Source organism: Paenibacillus hexagrammi, from assembly GCF_021513275.1.
In the GTDB taxonomy this organism is placed as follows: Bacteria; Bacillota; Bacilli; order Paenibacillales; family NBRC-103111; genus Paenibacillus_E; species Paenibacillus_E hexagrammi.
The window spans coordinates 2,442,583-2,469,309 of sequence record NZ_CP090978.1; the positions used below are offsets into that span (position 1 = coordinate 2,442,583).

Annotated in this window: 17 protein-coding genes, 2 pseudogenes and 1 other annotated feature (1 of these 20 only partly in view); of the genes and pseudogenes, 7 read left to right on the plus strand and 12 right to left on the minus strand. The window is 43.9% G+C overall.

The features are described from left to right. Window positions 1-1,488 (minus strand): IS21 family transposase, encoded by a 1,488-nt coding sequence (istA, locus tag L0M14_RS10820; protein WP_235122101.1) that lies wholly within the window; start codon window positions 1,486-1,488, stop codon window positions 1-3. Between the two features lie 165 nt (window positions 1,489-1,653). On the opposite strand from istA, the gene L0M14_RS10825 reads away from it, so the two are divergent. Further along, entirely contained in the window at window positions 1,654-1,704 is a 51-nt protein-coding gene (locus tag L0M14_RS10825; protein ID WP_235122872.1) for a hypothetical protein, read from the plus strand. A gap of 518 nt (window positions 1,705-2,222) precedes the next feature. Here L0M14_RS10825 and L0M14_RS10830 read toward each other — a convergent pair. From L0M14_RS10830 to L0M14_RS10840, 3 genes are all read right to left on the minus strand, one after another. Next, on the minus strand, window positions 2,223-2,534 hold the full coding sequence (locus L0M14_RS10830; protein ID WP_235122102.1) for a type II toxin-antitoxin system HicB family antitoxin: 312 nt from the start codon (window positions 2,532-2,534) through the stop codon (window positions 2,223-2,225). Window positions 2,535-2,920: 386 nt separating this feature from the next. Next, window positions 2,921-3,541, minus strand: a complete 621-nt coding sequence (locus L0M14_RS10835) for a hypothetical protein (protein ID WP_235122103.1) — start codon at window positions 3,539-3,541, stop codon at window positions 2,921-2,923. Window positions 3,542-3,621: 80 nt separating this feature from the next. Beyond that, entirely contained in the window at window positions 3,622-4,155 is a 534-nt protein-coding gene (locus L0M14_RS10840; protein WP_235122104.1) for a hypothetical protein, read from the minus strand. A 298-nt stretch (window positions 4,156-4,453) separates the two neighbouring features. Between L0M14_RS10840 and L0M14_RS10845 the strand changes: the two genes are divergently transcribed. From L0M14_RS10845 to L0M14_RS10865, 5 genes are all read left to right on the plus strand, one after another. Beyond that, the gene (locus L0M14_RS10845) at window positions 4,454-7,438 is read left to right on the plus strand and encodes a Tn3 family transposase (protein ID WP_235122105.1); all 2,985 of its coding nucleotides are present in this window, start codon (window positions 4,454-4,456) and stop codon (window positions 7,436-7,438) included. Continuing rightward, a complete protein-coding gene (locus L0M14_RS10850; protein ID WP_235122106.1) occupies window positions 7,435-8,142 on the plus strand; it encodes a tyrosine-type recombinase/integrase in 708 nt (235 codons plus the stop codon). The genes L0M14_RS10845 and L0M14_RS10850 overlap by 4 nt, the downstream gene beginning before the upstream one ends. A gap of 15 nt (window positions 8,143-8,157) precedes the next feature. After that, window positions 8,158-8,433, plus strand: a complete 276-nt coding sequence (locus L0M14_RS10855) for a hypothetical protein (protein ID WP_235122107.1) — start codon at window positions 8,158-8,160, stop codon at window positions 8,431-8,433. A gap of 13 nt (window positions 8,434-8,446) precedes the next feature. After that, window positions 8,447-8,893: a hypothetical protein gene (locus L0M14_RS10860; RefSeq protein WP_235122108.1), complete on the plus strand. Its 447-nt coding sequence runs from the start codon at window positions 8,447-8,449 to the stop codon at window positions 8,891-8,893. Window positions 8,894-9,135: 242 nt separating this feature from the next. Beyond that, on the plus strand, window positions 9,136-14,550 hold the full coding sequence (locus L0M14_RS10865; RefSeq protein ID WP_235122109.1) for a PA14 domain-containing protein: 5,415 nt from the start codon (window positions 9,136-9,138) through the stop codon (window positions 14,548-14,550). 421 nt (window positions 14,551-14,971) lie between these two features. Here L0M14_RS10865 and L0M14_RS10870 read toward each other — a convergent pair whose 3' ends face one another. From L0M14_RS10870 to L0M14_RS10900, 7 genes and pseudogenes are all read right to left on the minus strand, one after another. Then, window positions 14,972-15,475, minus strand: a complete 504-nt coding sequence (locus tag L0M14_RS10870; RefSeq protein WP_235122110.1) for a TetR/AcrR family transcriptional regulator — start codon at window positions 15,473-15,475, stop codon at window positions 14,972-14,974. A gap of 197 nt (window positions 15,476-15,672) precedes the next feature. Beyond that, on the minus strand, window positions 15,673-17,160 hold the full coding sequence (locus tag L0M14_RS10875) for an NAD(P)/FAD-dependent oxidoreductase (RefSeq protein ID WP_235122111.1): 1,488 nt from the start codon (window positions 17,158-17,160) through the stop codon (window positions 15,673-15,675). Window positions 17,161-17,408: 248 nt separating this feature from the next. After that, window positions 17,409-17,723 (minus strand): AAA family ATPase, encoded by a 315-nt coding sequence (locus L0M14_RS10880; RefSeq protein WP_235122112.1) that lies wholly within the window; start codon window positions 17,721-17,723, stop codon window positions 17,409-17,411. Then, window positions 17,716-18,099, minus strand: a pseudogene (locus L0M14_RS10885) (Mu transposase C-terminal domain-containing protein); the annotation flags it as partial. The gene L0M14_RS10880 and the pseudogene L0M14_RS10885, both read right to left, overlap by 8 nt. Before the next feature lie 339 nt (window positions 18,100-18,438). Further along, entirely contained in the window at window positions 18,439-19,242 is an 804-nt protein-coding gene (locus L0M14_RS10890; RefSeq protein ID WP_235122114.1) for an alpha/beta fold hydrolase, read from the minus strand. 65 nt (window positions 19,243-19,307) lie between these two features. Further along, entirely contained in the window at window positions 19,308-19,595 is a 288-nt protein-coding gene (locus tag L0M14_RS10895) for a hypothetical protein (protein WP_235122115.1), read from the minus strand. After that, complete coding sequence (locus L0M14_RS10900; protein WP_235122116.1) at window positions 19,592-19,960, minus strand: NAD(P)-binding domain-containing protein; 369 nt, start codon at window positions 19,958-19,960, stop codon at window positions 19,592-19,594. The genes L0M14_RS10895 and L0M14_RS10900 overlap by 4 nt, the downstream gene beginning before the upstream one ends. Before the next feature lie 470 nt (window positions 19,961-20,430). Here L0M14_RS10900 and L0M14_RS10905 point away from each other — a divergent pair, with 470 nt between their 5' ends. Further along, the gene (locus L0M14_RS10905) at window positions 20,431-23,460 is read left to right on the plus strand and encodes an efflux RND transporter permease subunit (RefSeq protein WP_235122117.1); all 3,030 of its coding nucleotides are present in this window, start codon (window positions 20,431-20,433) and stop codon (window positions 23,458-23,460) included. Between the two features lie 96 nt (window positions 23,461-23,556). Here L0M14_RS10905 and ileS read toward each other — a convergent pair. After that, a pseudogene (ileS, locus tag L0M14_RS10910) lies at window positions 23,557-26,636 on the minus strand (isoleucine--tRNA ligase). 50 nt (window positions 26,637-26,686) lie between these two features. Continuing rightward, window positions 26,687-26,727, minus strand: a binding site (T-box leader) (it continues 218 nt past the right edge of the window).

Genomic DNA, 26,727 nt, shown 5'->3' on the forward strand with positions numbered 1-26,727 from the left:
TCAGCTCACCCCCATTAGGCGATCATAACGCCCTAGAGAATCGCTTCCCTGCGTACCAGGCGGAGATAGCGTTTCAACCCATGCTGCTGGAATATCCCGGTTCATTTGCTTTAATCCAAGCGCAGCTGTTACCTGAGCAATCGTGGCCTCGTTATGTGTCTCCTGCAGCGTTTGTCCAATCTGTGTGATCGGGTAAACACCTGACCAATGGGCTAGCGCCTGCAATCGCTCTTTGCGCAACATCAAATCTGTTATGCGAACATACTGTTGAACCGCTTCTGGCAGCATCCGGACGAATTGCGAATGGTTGACGCTTCGGGGCTTGCGTAGCAGGTTGGTGAATACCTGTACCCATGGAACATCCGCTGTTCTGCCGGTGTACGGTCGTGGTACTTCTCGTACCGTCTGCTGCCCTTGTGTCAGGATAACATGCCGATCCCAGAAGGTCTGAATGAGTACTTCACTGCCAGGTGAAACCAAACCGACTAACGGGAAGGAGGTGTTCTCAATTCGGATTTCCCCGTACTTGTTGACCACAGCTGCACTCATTCGGTAGGACTCAAAAGTCACTTCAGGCAGCGTTAGCAGATGACGACGGTCCTCTTCCCATAGACTAGCGATACGCTCTTTCTTGGCGTAGTGTGGACGCTCACGGTCCTGCTGCGCCTGCTCGGCAAAGTAGGCGGCCAACTGCTCATGGCTTTCATAGATGGGAATAGGTACAGCCCAATTTCGCTTGGCATAGCCACATTTGCTTTCGACATGCCCTTTTTCGTGGCCGCTGTATGGATTACAGAATACTGCTTCCATCCGGTAGTGAGCACAGAATCTTTGAAAGCCTTCCGTCAACTGTCGTTCTCCATGTTTTTCGATGTGAACTACTGCAGCGGATAGGTTGTCGAACCAGACCCGACGAGGAACACCACCCATTTGTGTAAAACACTGCTTCATACCTTCTAGGAAGCATTCCTGGTTTTCTGCTGGTGTAGGGTAGAGGAATGCTGCATTGCTTGAAGGAAATGAAACCACCAGCAGTTTGTAGGTAAGCAATTGCTGATCACGACTAACCTGAATCGTGGTGAAGTCGACTTGTGCTTCTCCTGGTGGATGTTCTAGTCGTTCATAAGATTTCGCACGCTCCAAGACCATTTCATTCTTTCGTCTCTTAACGTAGGCTAATACCGTACGTTGTCCACCCGTGAATGCATATTCGGCTTGCAATCGATGAAAGATTCTCACCCCAGTGTGTCTCTGCTTGCGAGGGAGTAACTGATCCTCCTCCAGCCACGTATCCACAATTTCCATAAAAGGCCCCATCACCGGGCTATTGCTTCTTCGTTTATTGATGTTTTCATTCCAATTATCTTTATCTGCATACCGTTTGGCTGTTCTCCAATGAATCCCTACTTGTCTTGCAATCTCATTCACCGAGCAGCCTTCTGCTTCACGTAAAAATTTGATATACTCTTGTTGAGGCATTTTCAGCATTCCTTCCAGTCTCCTTCGTCAGTTCTCGCAAACCTAACGATAGGAGGATAATAGGATGCTGGCAAGTGTCTCTTTTTTTGCATTTTAGCTAGGCACGTTTACGCTGCAATATTCGGCACTTTTAGTATGCAATATACAGCACTGACAATTATGTTCCTTTTTGGAATGTTTAACCTTGCTCTTTTAACATACATTAATAACAACAAGAAAAAGTAAAAACCCACCCGAAGATTAGCAGCCGAAGGTGGGTTTTCGTTTCCTTAAAACTTGAAGGGAATTTACCATCCAAGCCAATTGTGCGGACCAAGTGTTAGCGCACTTGGTCTTTCTTTATAATATGATAACACACTTAAATACTTGCTACAATAATTTGAATTAACTTAATAAATAGGATATCAACTAAAATGTATTGAATGTTTATAAAAAGGAGAATAAGTAGGTTGAAAGTGGTCTTGAGATGGCATATGACATCTGATAACACCGTATTCACGCTGCGGGCCTTTCGGCCCTTGGTCTGCAGGTGCTTTTCGGAGAAGCGGAATCAGCAGACAACCCTTCACTGGCTAAGCCCGTCGGACCCGGCAGCTATCGCTGCCTTAAGCCAGTGAATGTTCGTGAATATACAACAACGTTATCGGAAATTATCGCAAAAATTTATAATTAATTGTGGGGGTTCCATTGTGGTAGGGGTAGTACCAGCGAAGCTGTCACCAAGTGCCAATTGAAATGAATATTTAATCGTGGTGTGTCCAGCCCTTAATTTTCACCCGTACTCTCGAAGATCGAGGCAAGCTGCGATCCCAATCTCGAAGTTCCATATCTCCGGGTTCTGGAATTTTGATATCTTTATTAAATAAATCCTCAAAATATTTCTTTTTCGCTTTTGTTAGTCTTAACATAAGTTCTTCTTCTGTTTTCCCATGAGCAACGCACCCTGGTAATTCCTCGATGGTCCCAAAATAATAGGGTTGTAGGTTATTTTGTATATATTCCATGTTAATTTGATAAGAGAGTCCCATGAAATAAGTAATTGTATCGTTATTCAATCGAAAAACCTCCAATACAGATTATGCCCAGACAGCCCTAAAATTCCCTTCTTAATTGAGTTTAAGAAATGGAATTTTAGGGCTGTCTATCATGCTCTATACAATACATCATTTGTAAGTATTCAGTAAACCCGCATTTGAAATTTTTGTGACATATAAACAGTATCTTGAGAGCCTCTCAGATCAATAATTTAGATAAATCTGAATGTTTTTCTACCGAAAATTGATTATAAAGGCAATTCGGGATGTGTTTCATTGAACCCCTTAAATTACAGAGCGGGTTCACTGAATACTTACCATCATTTTACTATATTCTCGTGAACTGTCATTGGATAAAAATGGCGGTTATCATGGCACTTTCCTCGTTAACATGAATCATCATTGTTTTACAGACGCTCGCAAAAAGCCTGGACAGAAATCCGTTCTCTAAAAGCATCATCAAACTTCCAGTTATTCGGCATCATTATTAAGTATTCACCGTTTTTAATAAAAGTACTCTCGAAAAAATTCCACATATGAACAATATCATGTTCTATCAATCTTGGAACTTCCTGGAGGTTTACCTTATACGATTTTACCCTATTATTCATTATTTGCTTACTAGTTGTAGCCTGTGAGTATAAATCAAGAACAATGGGATTTATTTTATTACTTGAAAATAAATCCATAAACATAATTCTTGAGCTTTCCGATATATTTTGCAACATAATTTGAACCTGGTTACCATTCGTAACTTTACTTGTTTTTTCAAAATGAGGAGCGATTTCCTTTGTAACTTGATTATAAATTACCTCTTCACTAACAGGTATGTGCCAAATTGCATTTGAATCAACCAATATATTAGGAGCTATAAAAAATTGTGCAAGGGATGACAACTGCTGATTAGCAGACTTATTGACAACAACGTTTTCAAATTGTGGTCTAGCTTGGTTAATATGAATTGTCTTCTTAGAATTTGAATCTTCATCATCACTCTGGGTAGGATCTATTTCTTCAAACAGCTTCAAAATTCAATTCTCCCTTCAAAAAAATAAAGAGAGAAAGAATGATGGCTGCTACCATCAAATTTCTCTCTTTATTTTACGAATTACTTAACATAAAATTCAATAGTTGCTGGTGAGACAGTAAAAGCTGTCCCTGACGATCCAGTTGTTGATAGTGTAGACACACTACCGCTTATTGTTGCCCACTTTGTACCTGTAGAACTATAAGTATATGAAGATTGATTTGAAACGGACTTAGGTGTCCCGAAAGTTTGGTAGTTAAAAGGAACAGTTGTACCTAATAAACCAAGTCCCCATTTTAAGGTTAAATTAACTCTAGTTATATATGTATTTGGAGTTGTTATAGTAACAGTCCAATTCGCATCAACTGTACTACCATGCACTACTGACCAAAAATCCAGATAACCATCAATAGGCTTTGCTGCAAGGGGCGAGATCGAATTGTTTGACGATTTGCCATCTTCTGTAGGTACCAATGTAATTGGTATTCTAACATGTTTAGGGTATGTCCCTTCTTTAATTGAATTTCCCGAATCTTTAGCAAAAGCACCAGTTGGTAATGCAAGAACTAAAACTGCGATCATAAGAACATACATTACTCTTTTCAAACTCCACATTTTGTTGCCCACTCCTTCACATTAGTAATTAGAAAAAATATCCATTAACATTATACCATATACTGGGTTTATATCAATATAGTACAATTTAATCAATTATTGATATTAAATCCCATGAATATTCCTGTTCTATGCATGAGTTTTGTTTAATACTGTAAGTTCCGAATGCATTTTTGTAAATAGAACTTGGCTATAATTCATTCGTTTATTGCCTATTAAACTATGCTCAGATATACTGAATTCATAAGATATATTCCGATACTGGTGTTTTTAGGAACTTTAATTTTGGGGTGATATCGTGAAGCGCAACTGGGAACTGGACGAACTCATAGAGCATTTTACTTTGCTGCCAAATGAACTATATTTGATCGAGAACAAATTCGGTGAAACAAGACTTGGATTTGCCGCTTTGTTAAAGTTTTTTCAGTACGAAGCCCGATTTCCCGCACAGAAATACGATATCCCAAAAACCGTTTTGGCTTACATTGCCAAACAACTCCAACTAGAACCTCAATTATATTCGAAGTATGATTGGGAAGGCCGGACTATTAAACGTCATCGGGTACAAATTCGGGATTTCTTCGGTTTCAGAGAAGCAACTGTAAAAGATGCTGATGATATGGCAGAGTGGCTTTGTGAACACGTACTCTATCATGATCATGACGCTAAACACATTGAAGCCTACGTCTATAACAGATTTAGAGAACTACAAATTGAGCCTCCCACAATAGATCGAATAGAAAGACTCATTCGTTCTGCCATTCGTTCTTATGAGGAGCGCTTTTTCGAATCGATCTATCAAAAGTTATCTTCTGTCACGTTGAAACAATTGGACGATCTGATCGATAGCTTAGAAGATATTAAAGAGGATGATGCAGAATTTTCCTTAGATGCTCCTCCTATCAATGGGCAAATAACATTTAACGACTTGAAATCGGATTCTGGTCGTGCCAGCGTGAAAACCATTTTTCGTGAGTTTAATAAACTACGCACCATTCGTAATATCGAATTGCCGGATCATTTATTTCGAGACATTCCTCTAAAGGTAATCAAAAAATACAGGCAACGAACAGCTACTGAGGATTTACGTGAACTAAGACGTCATCCTGCTCCTATTCGCTATACACTTCTATCTGCATTTTTCTGGCTGAGAAGCGAGGAAATTACCGATAGTTTGGTCGAACTGCTTATACAGATCATTCATCAAATTTGGGTAAGGGCTGAAAATAAAGTAGATAAAGAAATACTGAATGACTTAAGGCGTGTTGGTAACAAGTATGGGATTTTGTTCAATCTGGCGCGGACAGCTATCGACAATCCGGATGGGGTGATTAAAGATGTGCTTTATCCTGTAGTTAGCGAACAAACGCTAAAAGATTTAGTGAAGGAATTTAAGCACACGGGTCCGGCATACCGCGAAAAAATACATACCGTCATAAGGAACTCGTACAGCACCCACTACCGGCGTATGGTTCCAGAGCTTCTTAACATACTGAATTTCCGTTCCAACAATGAGGTTCACCGTCCCGTGATCCGTGCGCTTGAACTCATTAAAAAGTACGCCAACACAGGACTGCATTATTTTTCGTTAACGGATGATATTCCGATAGATGGTGTCATTCGTTCTGGTTATAAAGAAATTATTGTTGAAAAGGACGACAAAGGACAAGATCGGATTAACCGTATCAACTACGAAATCAGTGCGTTGCAGGCACTAAGGGATAAGCTTCGCTGCAAAGAAATATGGGTAGAAGGATCTTATCGTTATCGGAACCCAGACGAAGATTTACCTCAAGATTTTGAAGAGCGACGCGAAGAAAACTATAAAGCCTTGAATCAGCCGTTAGATGCGGGATCATTTATTAACAATATCAAGCAGGAGCTGATTCAAGGCTTAGAAAAATTGAATTCAGGGATGCCTAGAAATGAAAAGGTAAACATTACGACAAAGAAAAATGGGTGGATCGGTCTGTCTCCTCTTGAGCCACAGCCTGAACCCTTGAACCTAACTAAAATTAAAAGTGAACTCACTCGTCGCTGGCCTATGACGAATTTAATGGACATCTTAAAGGAAGCCGATTTACGAATTCAATTTTCTGGTCAATTTAAAACAGCAGGCGTGAGAGAAACAATCGATCGATATACGCTCCAAAAAAGGTTAATCCTATGCCTGTACGGATTGGGAACTAATATGGGGCTGAAACGCATTTCTTCCGGCGATCATGGGGAAACGTACAAAGATTTGCTCTATGTGCGCCGTAAATTCATCAACAAAGACAATTTGCGTAATGCAACGTCTGAGGTTGTCAATGCGATCTTCCGTTCAAAGATGCATAACATTTGGGGGGAAGGCACGACTTCTTGTGCTTCAGACTCCAAAAAGTTTGGGGCTTGGGATCAAAACCTGATGACAGAATGGCACATTCGGTATCGTGGCCGCGGAGTCATGATTTACTGGCATGTGGAGAAGAATTCCACATGTATTTACTCGCAGCTTAAATCGTGTTCATCATCCGAGGTTTCGGCCATGATGGAAGGACTGCTCCGGCATTGCACTGATATGAAACTAGAAAAAAATTATGTGGATACGCACGGTCAAAGTGAAGTGGCATTTGCCTTTTGTCATCTTCTTGGATTTCAGTTGATGCCACGACTAAAATCAATCGGCTCACAGAAGCTATATCGACCAGAACCTGGAATGACAGATGCATATCCCAACTTACAGCCGGTACTAACTCGCCCAATTAACTGGGAACTCATACGACAGCAATATGATCAAATGGTGAAATACGCTACGGCATTACGATTAGGAATAGCAGAAACAGAAGCGATTATGAAGAGATTTAGTCGTAACAATCAAGTAAAGCACCCTACTTATTTAGCGCTACAAGAGCTGGGGAAGGCCATAAAGACCATATTTTTATGCGAATACTTAAACTCTGAGGAAATAAGAAGAGAGATTCACGAAGGTTTAAATGTGGTAGAAAACTGGAATTCCGCAAATAGCTTCATTTTTTGCGGTAAAGGTGGAGAAATTGCTACGAACCGCTTGGAGGATCAAGAAATGGCCGTATTATCCCTTCATTTGTTGCAAAATTGCTTGGTCTATATCAATACTCTCATGCTTCAAAACGTTTTGTCCGATAAAAAATGGTTCAATTTAATGGCTCCTGAAGATTTTCGGGCAATAACACCTTTGATATATACACATGTGAATCCATACGGCAACTTTAATTTGAACATGAATGAACGCTTGCAACTGGAAGGTGAATTGTTGGCATGACCGAAAAGAGAATATCGGCAAAAAAGAAGGCACGGGAACTGGCTAAATATCTTCGAACCGAAAGACCGGATTATGCTTACTTAAAAAGTCTATTTCAGCATCTAAGAGCGGAACTTGAAGTCGAAGTGCCCAAGGCATCTAAAAAATTGCCCTATGTGCCAACCGAAGATGATTTGAAAAAGTATTATGAAGTTGTCTGGAAGTCAAAGAATTTTCAGGACATGATGATCGTGAAGACATTAATGTATACCGGCGTTCGCGTTAGCGAGTTAATCAATATCAAGCTATCTGACATCGACTTTCATTATTGCCAAATTCGGATCAACAAAGGAAAAGGTAATAAGGATCGGATTGTTCCATTTCCACAGACCTTTAAAGAGCTGCTGGCCATGCACGCGGATTCGATGAAAAAGAAACATGCAGTATACTTGTTTGAATCCTCATGGAAGAAAAAGTACACAGACCGAGGGATTCGCAAAATCTTGGCCAAGTACTCAGAAGAAGCCGGGTTAGGACAAAACCTGTCCCCTCACAAACTTCGTCATTTTCTGTTGACGTGGTTGAAAAAGCAGGGGATCGATGATGCATTGATTCAGCCTTATTCTGGTCATGAAAGCCGTAAATCATTAGAGGTGTACTCTAAACTCGCGATTACCGATGCACAATTTGAATATAATGAAGTGATTAATAAGTTTCCAGTCTAAAGGAGTGAATCTCTTTTGAATCAAGAAACCATAGATGACTATAAATGCTTAATCAAAACTGTTGACGAATTTTTAAATAGGATAAAAGCAAAGAATGGTTGGCGTAGCTTTGGGGAGATGGTCGATAATCCGCTAATCAAAGAACTTTCAATGTTTACAGGACATTCGAGAACTTATTTTATACATTCTACTCCAAATGGAAACAAATTCGATGTACCGAAAATTAAGGAGGTTCGGGGAAAGATATTTGCTGAAATTGAAGAGTACCAGGAAAACTTCAACGCCCGCTAACAGTTGGCACTTGGTGACAGCTTCGCTGGTACTACCCCTGGTAGTGAGGAAATATGGAAGTAAAATCGGCTTAATTATTGCAGCAATTACTTTGGGAATGGGGCTTATCTTTTTTCTAATATTAGTTTCGGTAAATAACCACCTTGAAAAATCTGAAATAAATAAGGTACTTAAAGAACACGGTGGAACGGTAGTACATATTAATAAAGTTGATCTAGAAGATAGTCCATTTCTGAATACAATGGAGAGTAGAAAGGGAATGAGAAAACAGTATTCAAATACTTTCTATAAAATTATTTACAAAAAAGATGGTCATAAATTCATTGCTTGGTATAGGTCTGGAGGTGGATTATTTACAGTTAGAGGACAAACAAAAGATTTTAATAATAAAGTGATAGAAGAAACTCCTGAAAACAAGAAATTGATTGATACATATGGACTCGATAATAATAATGTGTAACCATATATATGGGTTTCGACGGATTATGGACATATGTATAAAATACGGATCTGGTAAAAAAAGTGCTGACAACAAGAAAGAAGCCGGCTTACATACTCTTCAAAACAAGGGACTCTACAGAGAAGTCCCGAAAAGTGGAAAATTTTATTTATTATTGTAAATACTTTTGAAACTCAAAATACTATAATCTGCTTTGAGTAACAATTTTTTTCTATTAATTAGTTAAAGGGGGACAATTTTTGATGGTTCAGAGGAAAAGCATCGGTTTGATATTATTAATTACCTTGCTGATATCCATGTTTTCAGGTATTCCAAGCTTTGCACTAGAAGAAGGTGGAGGTTCATCGCCATCTGATGTTTCAGTGATTCTTGACAAGAGCTGCATAAATCTTTCGCCAGGACAGGACGGTACAATAACAGCAACTGTGATAACAGAGCAATTTTCAGAAAAAGGTGTTGAGGCTACATCTTCAGATAGTACTATAGCTACCGTAACTAATAATGATTATAATGCTACGGAAGGTAAAACCAGTATTATTGTGAAAGCTTTAAAAGCAGGTACGGCTACTATCACTGTTTTATCAAAGGCTGATGATACAAAAGTAAAAACCTGCACGATTACAGTTGACCCAAATAATTTTTCCGAGGATTTTAATGATGGCAAGTTATCTGATTGGAATACCTATGGTGACAGCAATATGGTTTGGAGCGCTTCAACAGGAGCTTTAGCTGTAAATGCCGGAGGCGGGTACAAAGCTGTTAATTTGGGAACTGATTTTGATAATTTTATTTATGAATCAGATATCTCTATAAGCGGTGGGGCCAATAATGATAACGCGGGTCTTATTTTCAGAGTCAGTAATCCTACAGCAGGAGCTGACAATCTTAAAGGGTACTATGCAGGGATCCGGAATGGGAATACGGTCCAGATAGGTCGTTTCAATAATAATTGGAAAGAATTGGCCTCCGTATATTGTCCTATCAACCCGAATACCACATATCGCTTGAAGGTCATCGTAAATGGCAGCCGCATCGATGTATATGTGGATAATAAACTTATAGCCAGTGCAAATGATGACATGTGGACACATGGAGCCATAGGCTCTCGAACATGGAATGTCAATGCTAAATTTGATAACATTTCTGTTCAAAGAATAATTCCGGTTACAAACATTGAGTCTGATAAGAATGCACTGACCTTGGATGCCATAGGAGAAGATACTCTGACAGCTTCTGTAATTCCTGAAAGTGCAACCTTTAAGAAAGTGCACTTTACTTCAAATAACCCAAATGTTACTTTATCAAACGAAGTATACAATGAAGCAAACAAAACAACATCTGTTACAGTTAAAGCTTTAAATACCGGTACAGAAGCCATACACGCTGCTATAACAGCAACAGCAGAAGATCCTGCAGCTATTACCAAAGTAATTGATGTAACAGTGAATGCACCGAAAGATCAAGGTGCTGCTTATCAGGCAAAGGTAGCTGCGGCTGAAGCGGCAGTAGTAAAAGCTGAAGCATCAAAAAACCAGACAGATGTGGACTACGCTAGAACTTTAGTAATTGTATTGAATGACCCAGAAAAAACAAACCTTGGCATAAGGATTGATGCTGTACAGGAGATGATCAACAGCACACCTGTTTATCATGGATTAAAAGGTGATTATTACACAACTACTTCAAATGAAAGTGCAGACTTTAAAACCCTTGTAGCTACATATGCAGACGAAAATATTGATTTTTACAATAATTTCACGGGCATTTTCACGGAACGTGTGGGCAGGTCCGAAGGAGTTGCAGTACGCTGGACAGGTAAAATTGAGCCTAAGTATAATGAAAATTACACTTTTTATTTAGTAGGAGACAATGGGTTCAGATTATGGATCGATGATAAACTGGTGATTGACCACTGGGTCAATGACTATGAGGTTCCTCAAACAAGCATTCCAGTTAAGTTAACTGCAGGAACAAAACACAATATTAAGCTTGAATATTTCCAGGCCATAGGCGGAGCAGACTTAAGACTAGAATGGTCAAGTGCGAGCCAAAGTCGGGAAATTATTCCGCCTGACCGCTTTTATCAGCCTGACGGCAGTACTCTGGCTATCGTAAGTTCAATTGATGCGGTAACCATCAACAATTCTCAGCAGTATTCACGACCTGCACTTCCTGCTAAAGTAACCGTTCATTACAGTGACGGTACAGCAAAAGAGGTTTTTGTCAAATGGAATTTAAGTGATATGTCCATATTCAACCAATTAGGTGAAGTTACCGTAACTGGTAAAATAACAGGGTCGAATGTTCCTGCTGTTGCCAAAGTGAATGTAGTTGCCTATACCCATTGGGAGAAGCAGCAGGCTTCCATCATGACGCAATGGTCTGATGAGATAACTTCTTCCACCATTCCTTTTGAAAACGATTACCCAAGAATGCAGATGAAAAGAAGTGATTGGCTGAACTTAAACGGATTATGGCAGTTCCAGGGAGGGTCTGCTTCAGATGCAGTTCCTGTAGGGACTAACCTGAACAGGGAAATCATGGTTCCCTATCCTATGGAGTCAGCTCTTTCAGGAGTAATGATGCATTATGACCGTGCATGGTATAAGAGAACTTTCACAGTCCCAGAAAACTGGCAGGGCAAGAAAATACAATTGAATTTCGGTGCTGTTGATTGGGAAGCAGAAGTCTATATAAACGGACATAGTATGGGAGTTCATAAAGGTGGTTATGATTCTTTCAACTATGATATAACACCTTACTTAAAGGATACAGGAGAGCAGGAACTGATAGTCAGGGTATACGACCCAACAGATGCTGTTGGTAATCCGAGAGGTAAGCAAACATTAAATCCAGGCGGTATCATGTACACCTCTACATCAGGAATATGGCAGACAGTCTGGATGGAGCCTGTTTCTGATGAAAGCAGCATTGACAGCCTGCAGTTGGTGCCGGATCTAGACGGCCAGCGTCTTAAGATCACAGTAAAAACAGCAGGGGCAGCAGAAGGAACAACTGTAACAGCAGTTGCAAAGGATGGTACAGCAATTGCTGGAACTGTAAGCGGTGATGCCAATACAGAATTGTATATTCCCATACAGAATCCAAAACTCTGGTCACCAGAGAATCCATTCCTCTACGACCTTGAAGTTCGATTGGAAAAGGGTTCAACAACATTAGACACTGTTGAAAGTTATTTCGGAATGCGTAAGATATCTGTAGAAACAAAAGACGGATATAAGAAAATCTTCTTGAACAACAAGGAAACTTTCCTAATGGGGCCTCTAGATCAAGGTTTCTGGCCTGATGGACTTTATACAGCTCCTACGGATGAAGCCCTTAAGTATGATATCGTGAAGGAAAAAGAGCTGGGCTTCAACATGGTTAGAAAGCATATTAAGGTTGAGCCTCAGAGATGGTACTATTGGGCAGACAAACTAGGCATCATGGTATGGCAGGATATGCCTTCTGAAAACTCTTACGTGCCTGGAGGCCAATATGTTCCTCCTCTCGAAAAGACTCAGTACGAAGCAGAATTAAAGCGTATGGTTGAAAGCCATTATAACAGCCCTTCCATTATTCTGTGGTGTGTATTTAATGAGAATCAGGGTCAATATGAACCTGAAAGACTTGTTAACTTTGTAAAAAGTCTTGATTCAACTCGCCTTATCAATCAGGGTAGTGGTGACCCTCGTGTAGGCGCAGGTGATATGGAAGACATACACAGCTATCCACCTCCAGCATATCCGAAAAGCATCTCTCAGGTAAGGGTTAACGGGGAATACGGCGGTATAGGATTGAAGGTAGACGGACATCTGTGGAATCCGAGTTCTTTATTCTATTACACGATGGTGAATAACGGAGAAGAATTAGCTGATGTATATGAATCGTATGCAGACTTGCTTCTGGACTTTAAGACAAATCATGGATTAAGCGCAGCCGTTTATACAGAGATAACTGACGTTGAAATAGAGCTTAACGGATTAATGACATATGACAGGAAGGTCATGAAGGCAGATGCCAGCAGGATTAGGGAGATCAACCAAAATATCATTAATAAGCTTAGCAGCGTAACAGAAATATTGCCAACATCAAAGACACAGCCAAAAACCTGGAAGTATACGACAACATCTCCAGCACAAGAATGGAATTCAACAAGTTTTGATGATACTTCATGGAGTTCCGGCTCAGGTGGATTTGGAGGGGGCAACCCACCGAATATTTCAATTGGAACTGCGTGGAACACAAATGACATATGGATGCGTACTACATTTAATCCAGGATCTTTGACCTCTGATGATATAAATAGCCTTTCATTCAATATTTTCTATGATGAGGATTGTGAGATTTATATCAACGGTGTCCTTGCAGGAACAGCAACAGGATATACTACTAATTATGTTAAACTTACAATGAATGATGATGGTAAGAAAGCTATTATTCCAAATGCTGACAACGTTATTGCTGTACATGTTCATCAAACAACGGGAGGGCAAGGTATAGATGTTGGTATTGCAAAGTTCGGACTCATGAATTCCACGAAGAGCTCAAATGCTGACTTAAGTGACTTAAAGGTTGGCGGAACAACTATACCGGCATTCCATGCAAGTACCACTAGCTACGCTGTAGAATTGCCCGAAGGAACAACTGCTGTACCAGAAGTAACTGCAGAAGCTGCAGATATAGATCATGCAACGATTGTCGTTACACAGCCTTTGGAATTACCGGGATCAGCAGTAGTTAGTGTCACTGCAGAAGATGGAACAGTTAAGACTTATACCATTGCATTTACAGTTATCCAAACCCAAACTCCTGGTGCTACAACGGCTTCTCTGGATGGTATCGCGCAAACAACACCGGGCCAAACGTTCGATTTGTCTTATGCACTTAGCAGTAGTGTAACGAACACGACTTATTTCGCGCAAGATATCACGGTAAGCTACGATGCAGATAAGCTAGAGTATATCAATGCAACTTCCCTGAATGAGCAGTGCTTTGTCCTGGATCAAATGGAAACGCCAGGGCAGGTTCGGATCATCACCGCAAATCCGGGCGGAGCTGCAGCGAACGAAGCTCTGATGAAGCTTACTCTGATGAAGCTTACTTTTAAAGCGAAAGGCCTAACGGAATCTGCTTCGGCTGCCGTGTCCCTATCCAAGGTCATCGCCGCCGACGGCAATGGAATGGAATCGGAGATTGAAGGCGGATCGCATACGATACTGATTAAATCTGTTGACAAAACAGCGCTTGCAGCACTCATTTTACACGCGCAGAGCAATCACGACGCGGCCGTAGAAGGTTCAAGAAACGGTCAATACCCAGTCGGCTCCAAAGCTCTCTTGCAAGCAGCCATTGATCAAGCTTCGGCAGTAGCGGCCAATGAATCAGCTTCGCAAGATGACGTAGATCAAGCGGTTACGGTACTAAACACAGCGCTGCAGACGTTCGTTTCCTCCGTGAACACCAGCACTCCTGGGGATGTAAACGGGGATGACAGATACAGCGTAGGCGACCTGGCCCTTGTAGCCGTCAACTACGGTAAAGACTCCACAGACAGCAGCTGGCAGCAAATTAAAGCTATGGACATCAATGGAGATGGAGTTATCAATCTCTTGGATCTTGCTGCTGTAGCAAGTAAAATTTTGAATGTAGAATAGTGGAAGAGTTGAAGTCCTGTTCTTTGGAACAGGACTTCAGTTTTTCGTTGAATTCATTGAGGAGAACGCGAAAGAAAGCTACAAAATAATAAATACATCAAGCAAGCGTTCGGCACAAGCCACTGCGCATTTTGAATATACATATTCACAAAACCCGTATTTTATACATATGTTTATGAGTCAGGAAATGCTTTATCCGCTTCTGACCAATCCAATGCAGTATTGAATTAATTGCAATTTGTTCTGCATATTTCGACTTTATATTTCCAAGAGCTAGTATATTTATTTCTTCTACAACTCCCCACCGGATATGCGCCGATCTGATCTCCAATGGACCGCTATTAAAAAACGACTTAGGAAGATAAACTCCTTAGGCGTTTATTTATAGTAGGAGCTCAAGAACATACATTTAGCCTTGATATCATAAGGGCTGTATATGCGCGGGGGCCAGTACCAGCCTCAGCAGATGATCCGGATTCAGCAGCGGAATATTTTCCTCGTCACTTGCATGAAGAATCATTGTGCCGCTCATGACCGTTAGCAGCCCGGCGATGAGCTGGCCGGCGTCGTCGCTCGCGATTTCTCCGGTACGTTGCCCTTCGAGGAACAGGGGCTTCAGCTGCTCAACGAACCAGTCGATGGAATAATTCCCGATGATCATCCGTACCTCCTCGGGTACCCCTTCCGATGCCCGTGCCTGATGGATCAACAGGAAGAATAACCGCGCCTCCTCGTTCATCGCGTCCTGAAGGAAATGCCTCAGCTTGTCGATTACGGTCCCGGGATGGTCAAACATCTCGTCGATTCCTCCGCTCGCCCCTTCCATCGCCAGTCGCACAAGCTCGGTGAACAGTTCATCCTTGGATTTAAAATAGTGGTACAGCAGTCCGTGGCTGATGCCTGCGGACGCTGCGATCATGCTCATCTTTGTCAGAACCGGGCCGCGGCGGGCGAATACGCCCAAGGCCGCCTGAAGAATCTGCTCTCGTCGCTCGTCTCGGATTTGGATGAGTTGGTCTTCGTTGTAAGGAGCCATCGCTTTCAACCTCGAATCTGGAGTATGTCTGTTTATCCTTACCTTACCTTAATCCTTCTTCAGAAGCAATCAGGCTTTTGCATCTGCTAGCTTGCAGGATCAAATGCGGGGAGATTCCGCTCCAGGAAAACGCCAAGGGTCTCCCCTGCCTCGAGTTCGTCCTCCAGCCATACCGCTTGCTTGCATCGGATCAGAATCGATCGGACCGCTTCCTCCCCGAACAAAGCGGAAGGCCTCTTATCCAGGCCCTGCACGCTCATTAGAAGGCCGAACAGCTCCATATCACCGCCTTGAAGCGCCTGCTTGCGCACGATATCTAAGTATTTTTGGCAAAACTCGATGCCGCGTCTGGATAGCGGTCCTTCGTAGTTCACTCCGGGCCATCTCAAGTCCGCCACGACAATGGTCCACCATGCCGGAAGAATGATCGTTCCGAATCGCTGAAGCAGCTTGAGCTCCCATCCGGCATCAGTAGCGCTTCCGACCTCTTCCAATGCTTTGCCAAGCTCAGCCGCTTCAGCTGCCGCAACGGATATGCCCTGACCGTAAATGGGATCGAAGTTGCAGATTGAATCCCCAATCACGAGCAGCCCGATTGGCCACGCTGGCATAGACTCATAATGATTCAGCCGACATTCAGGCACCCGGAAGCCTCTCGGATTTCCTACCGGCTCAAGCTGGGCGAGAATTTCCGCCAGCAAAGGGTTAATTAGCTCAGCCGCTGCCTGCTCGTATTTGTCCGGATCCACCGGCGGATAATGCCCGCCTGCCCTATAAATTGTCGTCTCTGCCAAACCGTCCTCGATCGGGCTAAATACGCCCGATCCTTCCGCAAGCGACGGATCCCCGTCAATAAGCACGGTGCTGTACTTATTCTGCAAATGTTCCGGAATCCGGTAATACCGGCTGCTGTAGGCAAGGCGAGCATGCAGGATCTCCGTCTCCGGCTTGCCGAAGCCCATCTCCTCCAGCCAAGTCGGCAGACGAGAGTAGCGCCCAGAGGCATCCACTACCAGATCGGCTTGAAGTTCCTCAACATCACTTCCGCGGTGTTTCTTTACCCTGACTCCTGTTACAGTCACCTTGTCTTCCGCCGTTTTTGTCCTAAGAGAAACGGCTTCATGCCCTTGTAGGACCCGAATGCGCGGTTCAGCCATCACCCTGCGCCGAATGACCCATTCCAATAGCGGGCGAGAACAGCCTTCATCCTTCTCGTAGGGAAACTGTAAAGCCGCAAGCGGCGAGATCAGATGCATTTCCTTTCCTTCCCGGTCATAAGCCCCTTCAGCAAGCAGATCCTGAGTCCAGCCGGGAAATAATTTCTCTAGAATGGATTTCCCAAGATCCTGCAGTCGGTGGGGATGGTGATCCTGAGGAGTTCCCGGACGATTCGCCGGCCGGTCCGGCAGTTCATCGCGCTCAAGGATGATAACTTCATTATAGCGATCGCTAAGTACCTTTGCCGCGAGCAGACCGGCCATACTGCCACCTATGACTATCGCTCTTGAAAATACCGGAGAGCTAGCCGCCGACAGCTCCCCTTCCAGCCTTCCAAAGTGGATCCCTTCATTCATGTTCCTTCACTCCATTTTTTTTGATTGATTAAATCAGTCAATTTTAAATCAAAAAAAGAGAACCGATATTGAGATGATTTGGGATAGCGCAGCCAAGTAATTTTTCGTTGATTGATTGGTTCAGTCAACTAAAATATAAACCTCTCAGCTTTGTCTTGTCAAGGGGTCCCGCCAACATTTCGCGTTTATCTAAACGAGCGCGTGAAAAACCTTCGAAAAATAAGGCTCCACACATTATTTACATATAATCAATCACCCTGATAAAACTTCGACTCACAGCCAAGTTGCTCTAGTAGCCCCTTGTAGAAATGCCGAGGCGTCAGTTTGGAGTCCGACAGATTAAGAACGCTATATTTGGCGGAATCCAACACTTCCGTAAAGCGCCTTATGGTTGTCGTTTTCCCTGTACCGCAGTCACCGGTGATGACGGCGAACCACTGTCTTTGAGCGGCATATTCCAAGCGACCGAGCGTTTCTTCAAGAATGATCGATTTGTACAGTTCACTCGTCGGGACATCCCTTGAAAACGGCGAACGGCCAAGACCGTAGAAGGACTCAAACATGGCCATCCTCCTTACTTACCTTGCGGTAGGCCACTGCTGGCGCTTGTTGCGCCCTGCGATCTTCATAGCGTGTTTCTGCTGCGGCTAGTAGTCTCGAAGCCTCAGCCGGCAATGCACTCAGATGCTCCAGCAAGGGCGGCCTTTTGCCTGCCCGTTCTCCAATGACAAGCTCTCGTACGCGCCAAGGCGTATGACCCTCGTACTCAATGGTGAGTTCCGTGATGTCCGCAGGGTCGAACACCACATCTACCGTGCAGCCAATGAACGGTAGCCCCACCTCGTATTTGCGATCCATGAAGCTAATGCAACCGGATTTGTCGACCTTGCGCGTCTCACAGTGCATGAAGGCATTCGCCAGTTCGTCTGGGTCTACGAACCAGAAACGTACGTGGATCTAGGCGAGGATTACTTTGACAAGCAGAAGCAACAATCTATTGTAAAGTATGCAGTTCGTAGACTAGAGAATTTAGGTTGCTCTGTAACAATTGCAGCTAATTCCTAGTTGTATTTCCCCATATTCCAGACGCTTCAAAAAATGATTAGGGGGATATAGTCTGTTGCCCAATGACCGAGTAATCGAACTGGAATGACATCAAGTTCTTGTCATAATCTATTTCCATGAGTTTTTTCTCATTACGCCGGAATAATCGTCTGAACCAAACTCTTTCACCAATTCGTAGAACCACTTGCCCTGCAATGGAACAAAGCCGGCCTTTTACAGACCGGTTTCATGCTGAATTATAAAAGCACTGACTTCTTCAACCAATGTCGACATATTCTCCAGGCGTATCAGGTGTCCGGAGTCGATCTCGCGATATGCGGCTCCTGGGATGAGCGACGCCAGTTCTTTGGCATGGTGTACGGGAACGATGCGATCGTGCGCCATGCCAAGCACGAGAGCAGGTGCTGCAATCTGGTTCAGAAGCGGGCGGATATTAATTTGGGCATCCAGATCGGACTGCCGATCCGTACCCGGTGCGAAATTGTCGGCCATGACGGCGCATAACTCTTTCAATTCCCCGATGGATTGGTACTGTTGGTAGAACCCGGGGCTGAAACCGGTATGAGCGACCAGCTCCGCGAAGAGCCGACGGTCGGTCCGGAACAGGTCCCGCCATAGATGGAATTGTAGCGCCATCGCCGAATCGCTTTCCACCCAGCCCCCCACCATCGTAACGCTTTTCACCCTATCCGGATAAAGTGCTGCAATTGCTGTAGCGACAACTGCACCCAACGAATAACCGACGACATGGAACTCTTCCAAGCCCTCATGCAAGGCAACCTCCACATTCTGCATCACGAGATCATCCAGCGTGAGGTCTTCCCCAGTGTCCTGCGTTTCACCGGATCCGCTGTAATCGGCGGAGACAACCTTATAATGATCCGACAGCTTGGTGGTCAGTTCACTCCAGGTGGCCCGGGCGTTTCCCCCGGTTCCATGGATAAGAAGGACGCCGGGACCGAGTCCGCTCGTTTGGTAGGCGACTTGAGCCGATCCGACTTGAAGTTTGTTCGTCATGGAGCTCCCTCCTATTCTTCGATAGCTTGATGTTCAAAGAAAATAAAGTATTAACGATTACAGCTTTAATTCGCCAGTACGGCTTCTTTGATACCAAATATTTGAAGCGAAATATAAGGATAGGTACCATACCGGCTAGCCAATTCTAATTCCAGCAGCGTAAACCTTTCAATCGTTCGATTGTTGGCAAGCTTACCAGCATGAATAAAACGAAATGGCAATGTTTGGAAGATTTGAATGAAACGGAGTACTGCCTCTTCATCATCCCCGGTGACGAGTACATCGCTCTTTTGATCATGTAAAACGGGGTTCTCAAACACTTTAAAGAATGTATTTTTAAAGGCGCCTATCACTTTGGATTCTGGCAGTACAGACTGAAGATGTTCGGAAGAAGATTCCCCCAAGCTGTCGTGAAGCCACTGAAATCGTCATTAAAGGGGTTTGAGATATCAACAACGATTTTATTCTTGAGCAGTTCCCTGTTGGCTAGTGCCCAGTCCAATAATGCTGCTGCCGGGAATGCAGGAATGATAATATCAGCATGAAGTGCCTCCTCATTTGAGACGGGCATGATCTGATTCAGCTGAAAATTTTTTGCTATTTCTTCCAATTCTTCTGAATTACGTGAACTCCACAACACTTGCCCCTCTATATTTGCCGCGATTTGCTTGACCAATGCCTTACCCATGTTACCAGTTCCTAGTACGCTAATTTTCATAATCATCACTCCTTCTTTGAATTGATTTCAGCATATCAAAGAAGGGGATTCTCCAGAAGTTCTAGAATCTCGTAGCCATCCAACTTTTGGTTTCGGCGTTCTTGTGGTTACGGCAGCAAAGAACAGCATCGCTAAATACCAACATAAACGGCTTTCCCCTCCTTCAAAAGACGCACATATTGACGTGAACATGAAACGATTTGTAATCTTCACAAGCCCTAGCTTTTGTGTCTTCAGGGTAAATCGCAATAAGGCTGGGGCATATTGTATGGATATCCCGAATATCGTATTGCGATTAGTGGCCAATTTCGAGACATGTAATTGCAGTCATCGCCAAATCGTGGATCTATTACCAATCAATATGACTAGAGTCATGTGAGAAAATGCCTTTCTTCATCTACATCAACTAGGAAAACACCTATATAATGGTAAAAGGCGCGTATAAATTAAATAAGGAAGGAGTTCTATCGATGACTTTACTTACGAAATGGTCATTTGGCAATAGAGCAGCCATTATCTTCTTAGTTGTCATGGCTTTGGCTATGGGCGTCATGAGCTATCGCTCCTTACCCATGGAGTTTTTGCCCGAGGCGGACAATCCTCAAGTTACGATTACGGTTATCGGTCAAGGCTATGACGCCAAATCCATGGAAAGTCTGGTCACAACGCCTATTGAAGATGCTGTAGCCCTGGTCAAAGGGAAGAAGGATATGTTCTCCACTTCTGGAGACGGATTCACCAAGATCGATATTAACTTTGAATCCAAGACGAATATGAAAGATGCCAAGACCGAGGTGCAAGAAGCGATTGCCCAAGTCCAACTTCCTGAACGTGTTTCCAAGCCTTTCGTCGTTCAACTTAATACCTCGATGATCCCGATCTCGCAAATCGCCATCGCTTTTCAAGACGGTTTAACCAAAGAAAATGTAGACACCACTGAAAAAAGAATCGTTACAGAACTCCAAAAAATCAATGGTGTAGGAAGCGTAGCGCTCTACGGCAAAACAGAGCCCATCGTAATGATCCATGTGGATCCCGATAATTTAACACTGCACAATTTGACCGCTCAAGACATCATTAACGTGCTGCAGGGCCATCACATCTCTGCATCGATTGGTGAGAAAACCATCGCCGGTCAGACCGGCAATATCAAGGTAAGTACATCAATCGATAATATAAAGACACTGCAAAGCCTCAAAGTTACGCCAGATCTCACATTGAAGAATGTATCCACTATAACACTTAAAACCTCTCATGATAGTGTAAGCCGTTTGAATGGTAACGAAGTCCTTTATGCAGTTGTGACGAAAGATAGCAGCGCCAACGCCGTCACTGTCGGTAATGATGTCCAAAAAACCGTTGATCGGCTCAATAAAGAAGTTTCCAAAGTACAAATGGATGTATTCTACAGCACCTCTGACATGGTTGTAACTTCGGTGAACAGTATGCTGCGGGAAGTATTGATGGGTGCGTTATTCGCCACAGTCGTTATTCTGCTATTCCTGAGAAACTTCCGAGCTACGCTTATTACAATCGTCTCAATCCCCCTTTCCCTGGGAATTACTCTCTATTTACTCCAACTCTCCGGCGTAACGTTAAACATTATTACGTTAGGCGGAGTGGCGGTGGCCGTAGGTCGTCTCGTCGATGATAGTATCGTCGTTATTGAGAATATTTACCGCAAGCTGGAAAAGCAAGCCTTTTCGATTCAAATGATTATCGAAGCAACCAAAGAGGTATCTACGGCTATCACCTCCTCTACAATTACAACCGTGGCTGTGTTTTTGCCCATGGGGCTGTTAAAGGGCTCCTTGCAGGCGTTCCTGCTGCCATTCGCTCTGACCGTGACGTACTCTTTGCTCGCTTCACTGATTGTCGCTTTAACTGTAGTTCCCATACTTAGCTCCGTCTTGTTGAAAAATAACAAAATGAAGGAACACGAGCCCTCCAAGCGTTTTAGCAGCTTTTTGAAATGGAACCTGAATCATAAATGGGTGCCGCTGCTTATCGCCATTGTACTTTTTGTCGGCTCGATCGCTACTTACTTTGCCCTGCCTAAGGGCGCACTGGATTCATCCGATGCATCTTATGCTACAGTCTCACTCTCCTATCCAAGCGACACACCAAACAGTAAAGTACTTGAAGAAGGCAAGCGAATGGAAGCTTTCTTGCTAGAGCAGCCTGAACCCAAGTATGTGCTTATGCAAAATGGCAACAGCGATGATGCCGCTAAGTGGGGGAATGTCGTAGCACCTACCAAAGTGGATTTCACCATCATTATGAAGAAAGATGTCAACGCGACTACTTTTCTCAATCATGTCGAGGAACAAAAGAACCATTATCCTGAGGCTAAGCTGGAAACAAGCGGCAAAAGCGCTGCGACTGTATTCGTGGATATTTCCGCAGACGACGTAAAAATGGACCCTAAAATACTGGAGATTTCAGCTAACGAGCTTATGGAAAAGGCAAAAGCTGTCGAAGGCGTTGTGAAAGTGACAAGCAACCAGAAAGAAACGAAGCCTGTATTCACCTTTAAGGTGGACCCCACTCTGGCCAATACCCAAGAAGTAGCCCTGAAGCTGCAAACCATGCTGAATGATATTCCTATTGGGCAGATCAAGCTGGATGACCAAGAAACTACCGTCAAATTAGCCGCAATGCTTGATCCAGAGAATATGCCGGATTTATCACACATCATGATCCGTACGAATAAAGGGCTCGAACAAGTCTCATCGCTTGCACGTGTGGAAAAGACGGATGAAGCCAGTTCCCTGTTCCATAAGGACGGCAAGCCCTACATTCGTGTAACAGCTGAAGCAGACCCTGCGAAGCTATCTATCGTCGGTAAAAACGTGGAGTCGCTACTCCCTTCACTTACTAAATATGACGGCGTCAGCTTCACCTTTGGGGGCGCTTCTGCACAGCAGGCCGATGATTTCGCCGAGATCGGCATGACGGGCCTTATCTCCATCGGAATTGTGTACTTGATCATGATCATAACGTTCAAAACATTCCGCGCGCCGCTTGCTATCATGTGTTCGCTTCCGCTTGCTGCCATTGGTTCTGTACTAGGATTGGTCATCTCTCGAGTTACACCCGATTTCACCGCCATGTTCGGCGCACTCATGCTCATCGGAATCGTCGTCACGAATGCCATCGTGTTGATCGATCGCGTAAAGCAAAACGAGGAGCATATGACTATTCGAGATGCGCTCATTGAAGCAGCCTCGATCCGGATGCGTCCTATCTTGATGACAGCAGTTGCGACCATCTGCGCTATGCTGCCGCTGCTATTCGGCAAATCGGAAGAAGGCAGCATCGTATCAAAAAGTCTTGCTGTCGTCGTTATCGGAGGTCTAAGCGCAGCGACAGTGCTGACTTTGGTTATCGTGCCTGTTATCTATGAATTGTTCTTCTTTTTGAAATCTCGCAGACAACGAAAGGCCGCTAATACGGAGGCCAGACACTCTGCACCAGTCCCTCCAACCATGAGTGTCTAATCAATAAAAATATAAATAGAGGAACGTTTGTTAAAGCTAACGTTCCTCTGTTTTTGATAGATTAAAGCATGAGTTTACATTTATTCCTTCAGTAAACTACTCAATAAAAATCCCTAAATGTTTCCCCTCGATCGAAACCATCTCCATTCCTGTCACAGATCCGAAGCGGATGCTTGATAGAAGCACGTTTTCTCTCAGTACGTGTTCGAACCGCTCCGTGGCTTCCTTCACCTGCTTGTCCGCATCAAGCACGAGGTTTATACGTTTCTCAATCGGCAGATCCAGTTTTTTACGGTAGTCCTGAATAGCGCGAATGACCTCACGTACAACGCCTTCTTGATAAAGCTCCTCTGTGATTACCGTATTTAGAGCAACATTCATTTGGTAGCCGGCTGTCGAAGCGAAGCCCTCTTTCGCATGTTTCTCTACAAGCAGCTCGTCAATTGAGATTTGAAAATGTTCATCGTCAATCGTGATGTTGTAAAAACCATGATCGACGATTTGTTTGGTTTCCCGAGCGGTCAGTTCCTTTAAGTGGTTTTGAAGAGTGGCGACGAATTTACCGTACTTTTTGCCGGCTACTCTCAAGTTCAATTTCAGATTAAAATCAACAAATTCGCTATCGTTTTGTTCGATTCGAATTTCCTTCACATTCATTTCGTCCTTAATGATATCGTCGAACGTCGCCAAGTTCATTTCGCGGTTATGCATAACAATGAGCTCCGATAACGGCTGCCGCGTCTTCATTCCCGTTTCATTCCGAATGCTTCTTGCCAGCTCGACGATCTGTCTCACGGTTTCCATCTCAGCTTCCAGCCCTTGATTTATGGTGGATTCATCCACTTTCGGATAATCCATCAGATGAACGCTTCCCTTTCCACCAAGGTTACCGAAAATATCTTCTGCAAGAAACGGTGTATAGGGAGCCATCATTCGGGCCATCGTCAGCAATACTTCCTCCAAGGTCTGATAAGCCGATAGCTTATCCACGGTCATTTCGCTGCCCCAGAAACGGTCGCGCGAACGGCGGATGAACCAATTGCTGAGATCATCGATCAACACTTCGATGTGCTTCGCCGGATTCAGAAAGTCGTTTACTTCGAGACCTTTCGTAACCTCCTTCAACGTGCTGTTCAGCCTCGACAATATCCAGCGGTCCAATTCGTTCCCTGAAGCCATCTTCGGATGCTCTTCCTTCTTATATTGATCAATCGACGCGTATAGCGTATAAAACGAATGAACATTAACCATGGTGTCGATTACTTTCGACTTCGCTTCAGCTACGATTTGTTTCGAGAAACGCTTGCTGTTCCACGGAGCACTGTCGGACAGCAAGGCCCAGCGGAAAGCATCGGTGCCGAACTCTTCGATGATTTCCCAAGGGTCGATGACGTTCCCTTTGCTCTTGGACATCTTTTGGCCGCTTTCATCCAGCACATGACCCGTTGAAAGAACGGCTTTATAAGGAGATTTACCATTATAGAGGGTAGAGACGGCCAGTAGGCTGAAGAACCAACCTCTTGTCTGGTCTATTCCCTCGCAAATGATATCCGCAGGGTACTGTTCATGGAATTGCTTCTCATCCCCGAACGGATGATGGTACTGCGCAAACGGCATCGATCCACTGTCAAACCAGACATCGATAACTTCAGGCGTTCTGTGCATCCTCCCGCCACAGGAACAGTGCAGAACAATTTCGTCCACATACGGTTTATGCAGTTCCAAGTTCCCTTCTATCGGATGTACCGACTTCTCCATCAGCTCCTTCACGCTGCCAGGTGCATACTCGGAGCCACACCCCCGCATACCCATACATTAAGCGGCGTACCCCAATAGCGGTTTCGGCTGATGTTCCAATCGATGAGCTCCTCCAGAAATTTTCCAAAACGCCCTTCTTGGAGATGCGATGGATACCAGCTAATATTTTTGTTATTTTCGAGCAGTTGTTCTTTCACAGCAGTCGTTTTGATAAACCAGCTTTCCATTGCATAGTAGAGCAGCGGAGACTTGCAGCGCCAGCAGAAGGGATAGCTATGCTCGTAACGTTCCTTGGAAAACAACAAGCCGCGTTCGGACAAATATTTCACAATATCGATGTCGCAATCCTTGACGAAACGACCCGTATAGTCCGTAACCTGTTCGGTATAACAGCCTGCAGAATTGACGACATTCACGAAATCAAGCATGTGCTGCTTGGCCGTGCGGTAGTCGTCCTCCCCATGTGCAGGGGCAATATGAACAATCCCGGTGCCGCTTGTATCACTGACATAATCGGCATCCACAACGATATGTCCTTTGTTGACCTCCATATAACCGAATGGCGGCTCATAGGGAATCCCTATCCATTCCGAGCCCTTATGCGTAGACAAGATCTCGTAATCTGCCTTTAGAACCTTCTCCACCAGCTTCTCCGCGACAATATACACTTCACCATGATGCTTCACTCTTACGTAATCCATATTCTTATTTACCGCCAGTGCAATATTTGCGGGTAGCGTCCAGGGGGTTGTCGTCCAAGCTAGAAATATGTCCCTGCTTTGCTTGCTCTTAAATTTGACCGTGGCGCTCAAATCCTTGACATCCTCATAGCCCTGTGCTACCTCGTGAGAGCTGAGAGTCGTTTGGCAATCCGGGCAATAAGGACTGACACGATGCCCTCGGTATAATAATCCTTTGTTATGAATGACGGATAAAACATGCCATACGCTCTCGATATAATCGTTCGTTAGTGTGATGTATGGATGATCCATATCCGTCCAATAGCCAATCGCTTCGGTCAGCTCCCGCCACTGCTTTTCATACTCGAATACACTGTCTTTACATCTCGTAACAAATTCAGCAATGCCGTACTTTTCGATCTCTTGTTTGCCTGAGATCCCCAGTTGCTTCTCAACGCCTAGCTCAACAGGAAGGCCGTGCGTATCCCATCCGGCTTTGCGAACGACACGGAAACCGGACATAGTTTTGTAGCGGCAGATAAAATCTTTCATAACACGGCCAAGCACGTGCCCAATATGCGGTTTACCGTTTGCAGTAGGTGGTCCCTCATAAAAAACAAAATTCGGTTTTCCTTTTCGGTTTTCGATCGATTTTCGGAAAGTCTCCTGTTGTTTCCACTGTTCAAGAACTCGTAATTCACGAGTCCTTGCCTTCTCTTTTACATCAACTCTTCTCACTTCTATCATCCCTTCTCCCTATAGTTCTGAAAACAAAAAAATCCCGCCCCGTAAGGGACGAGATTTCATCTCGCGATACCACCCTTGTTCC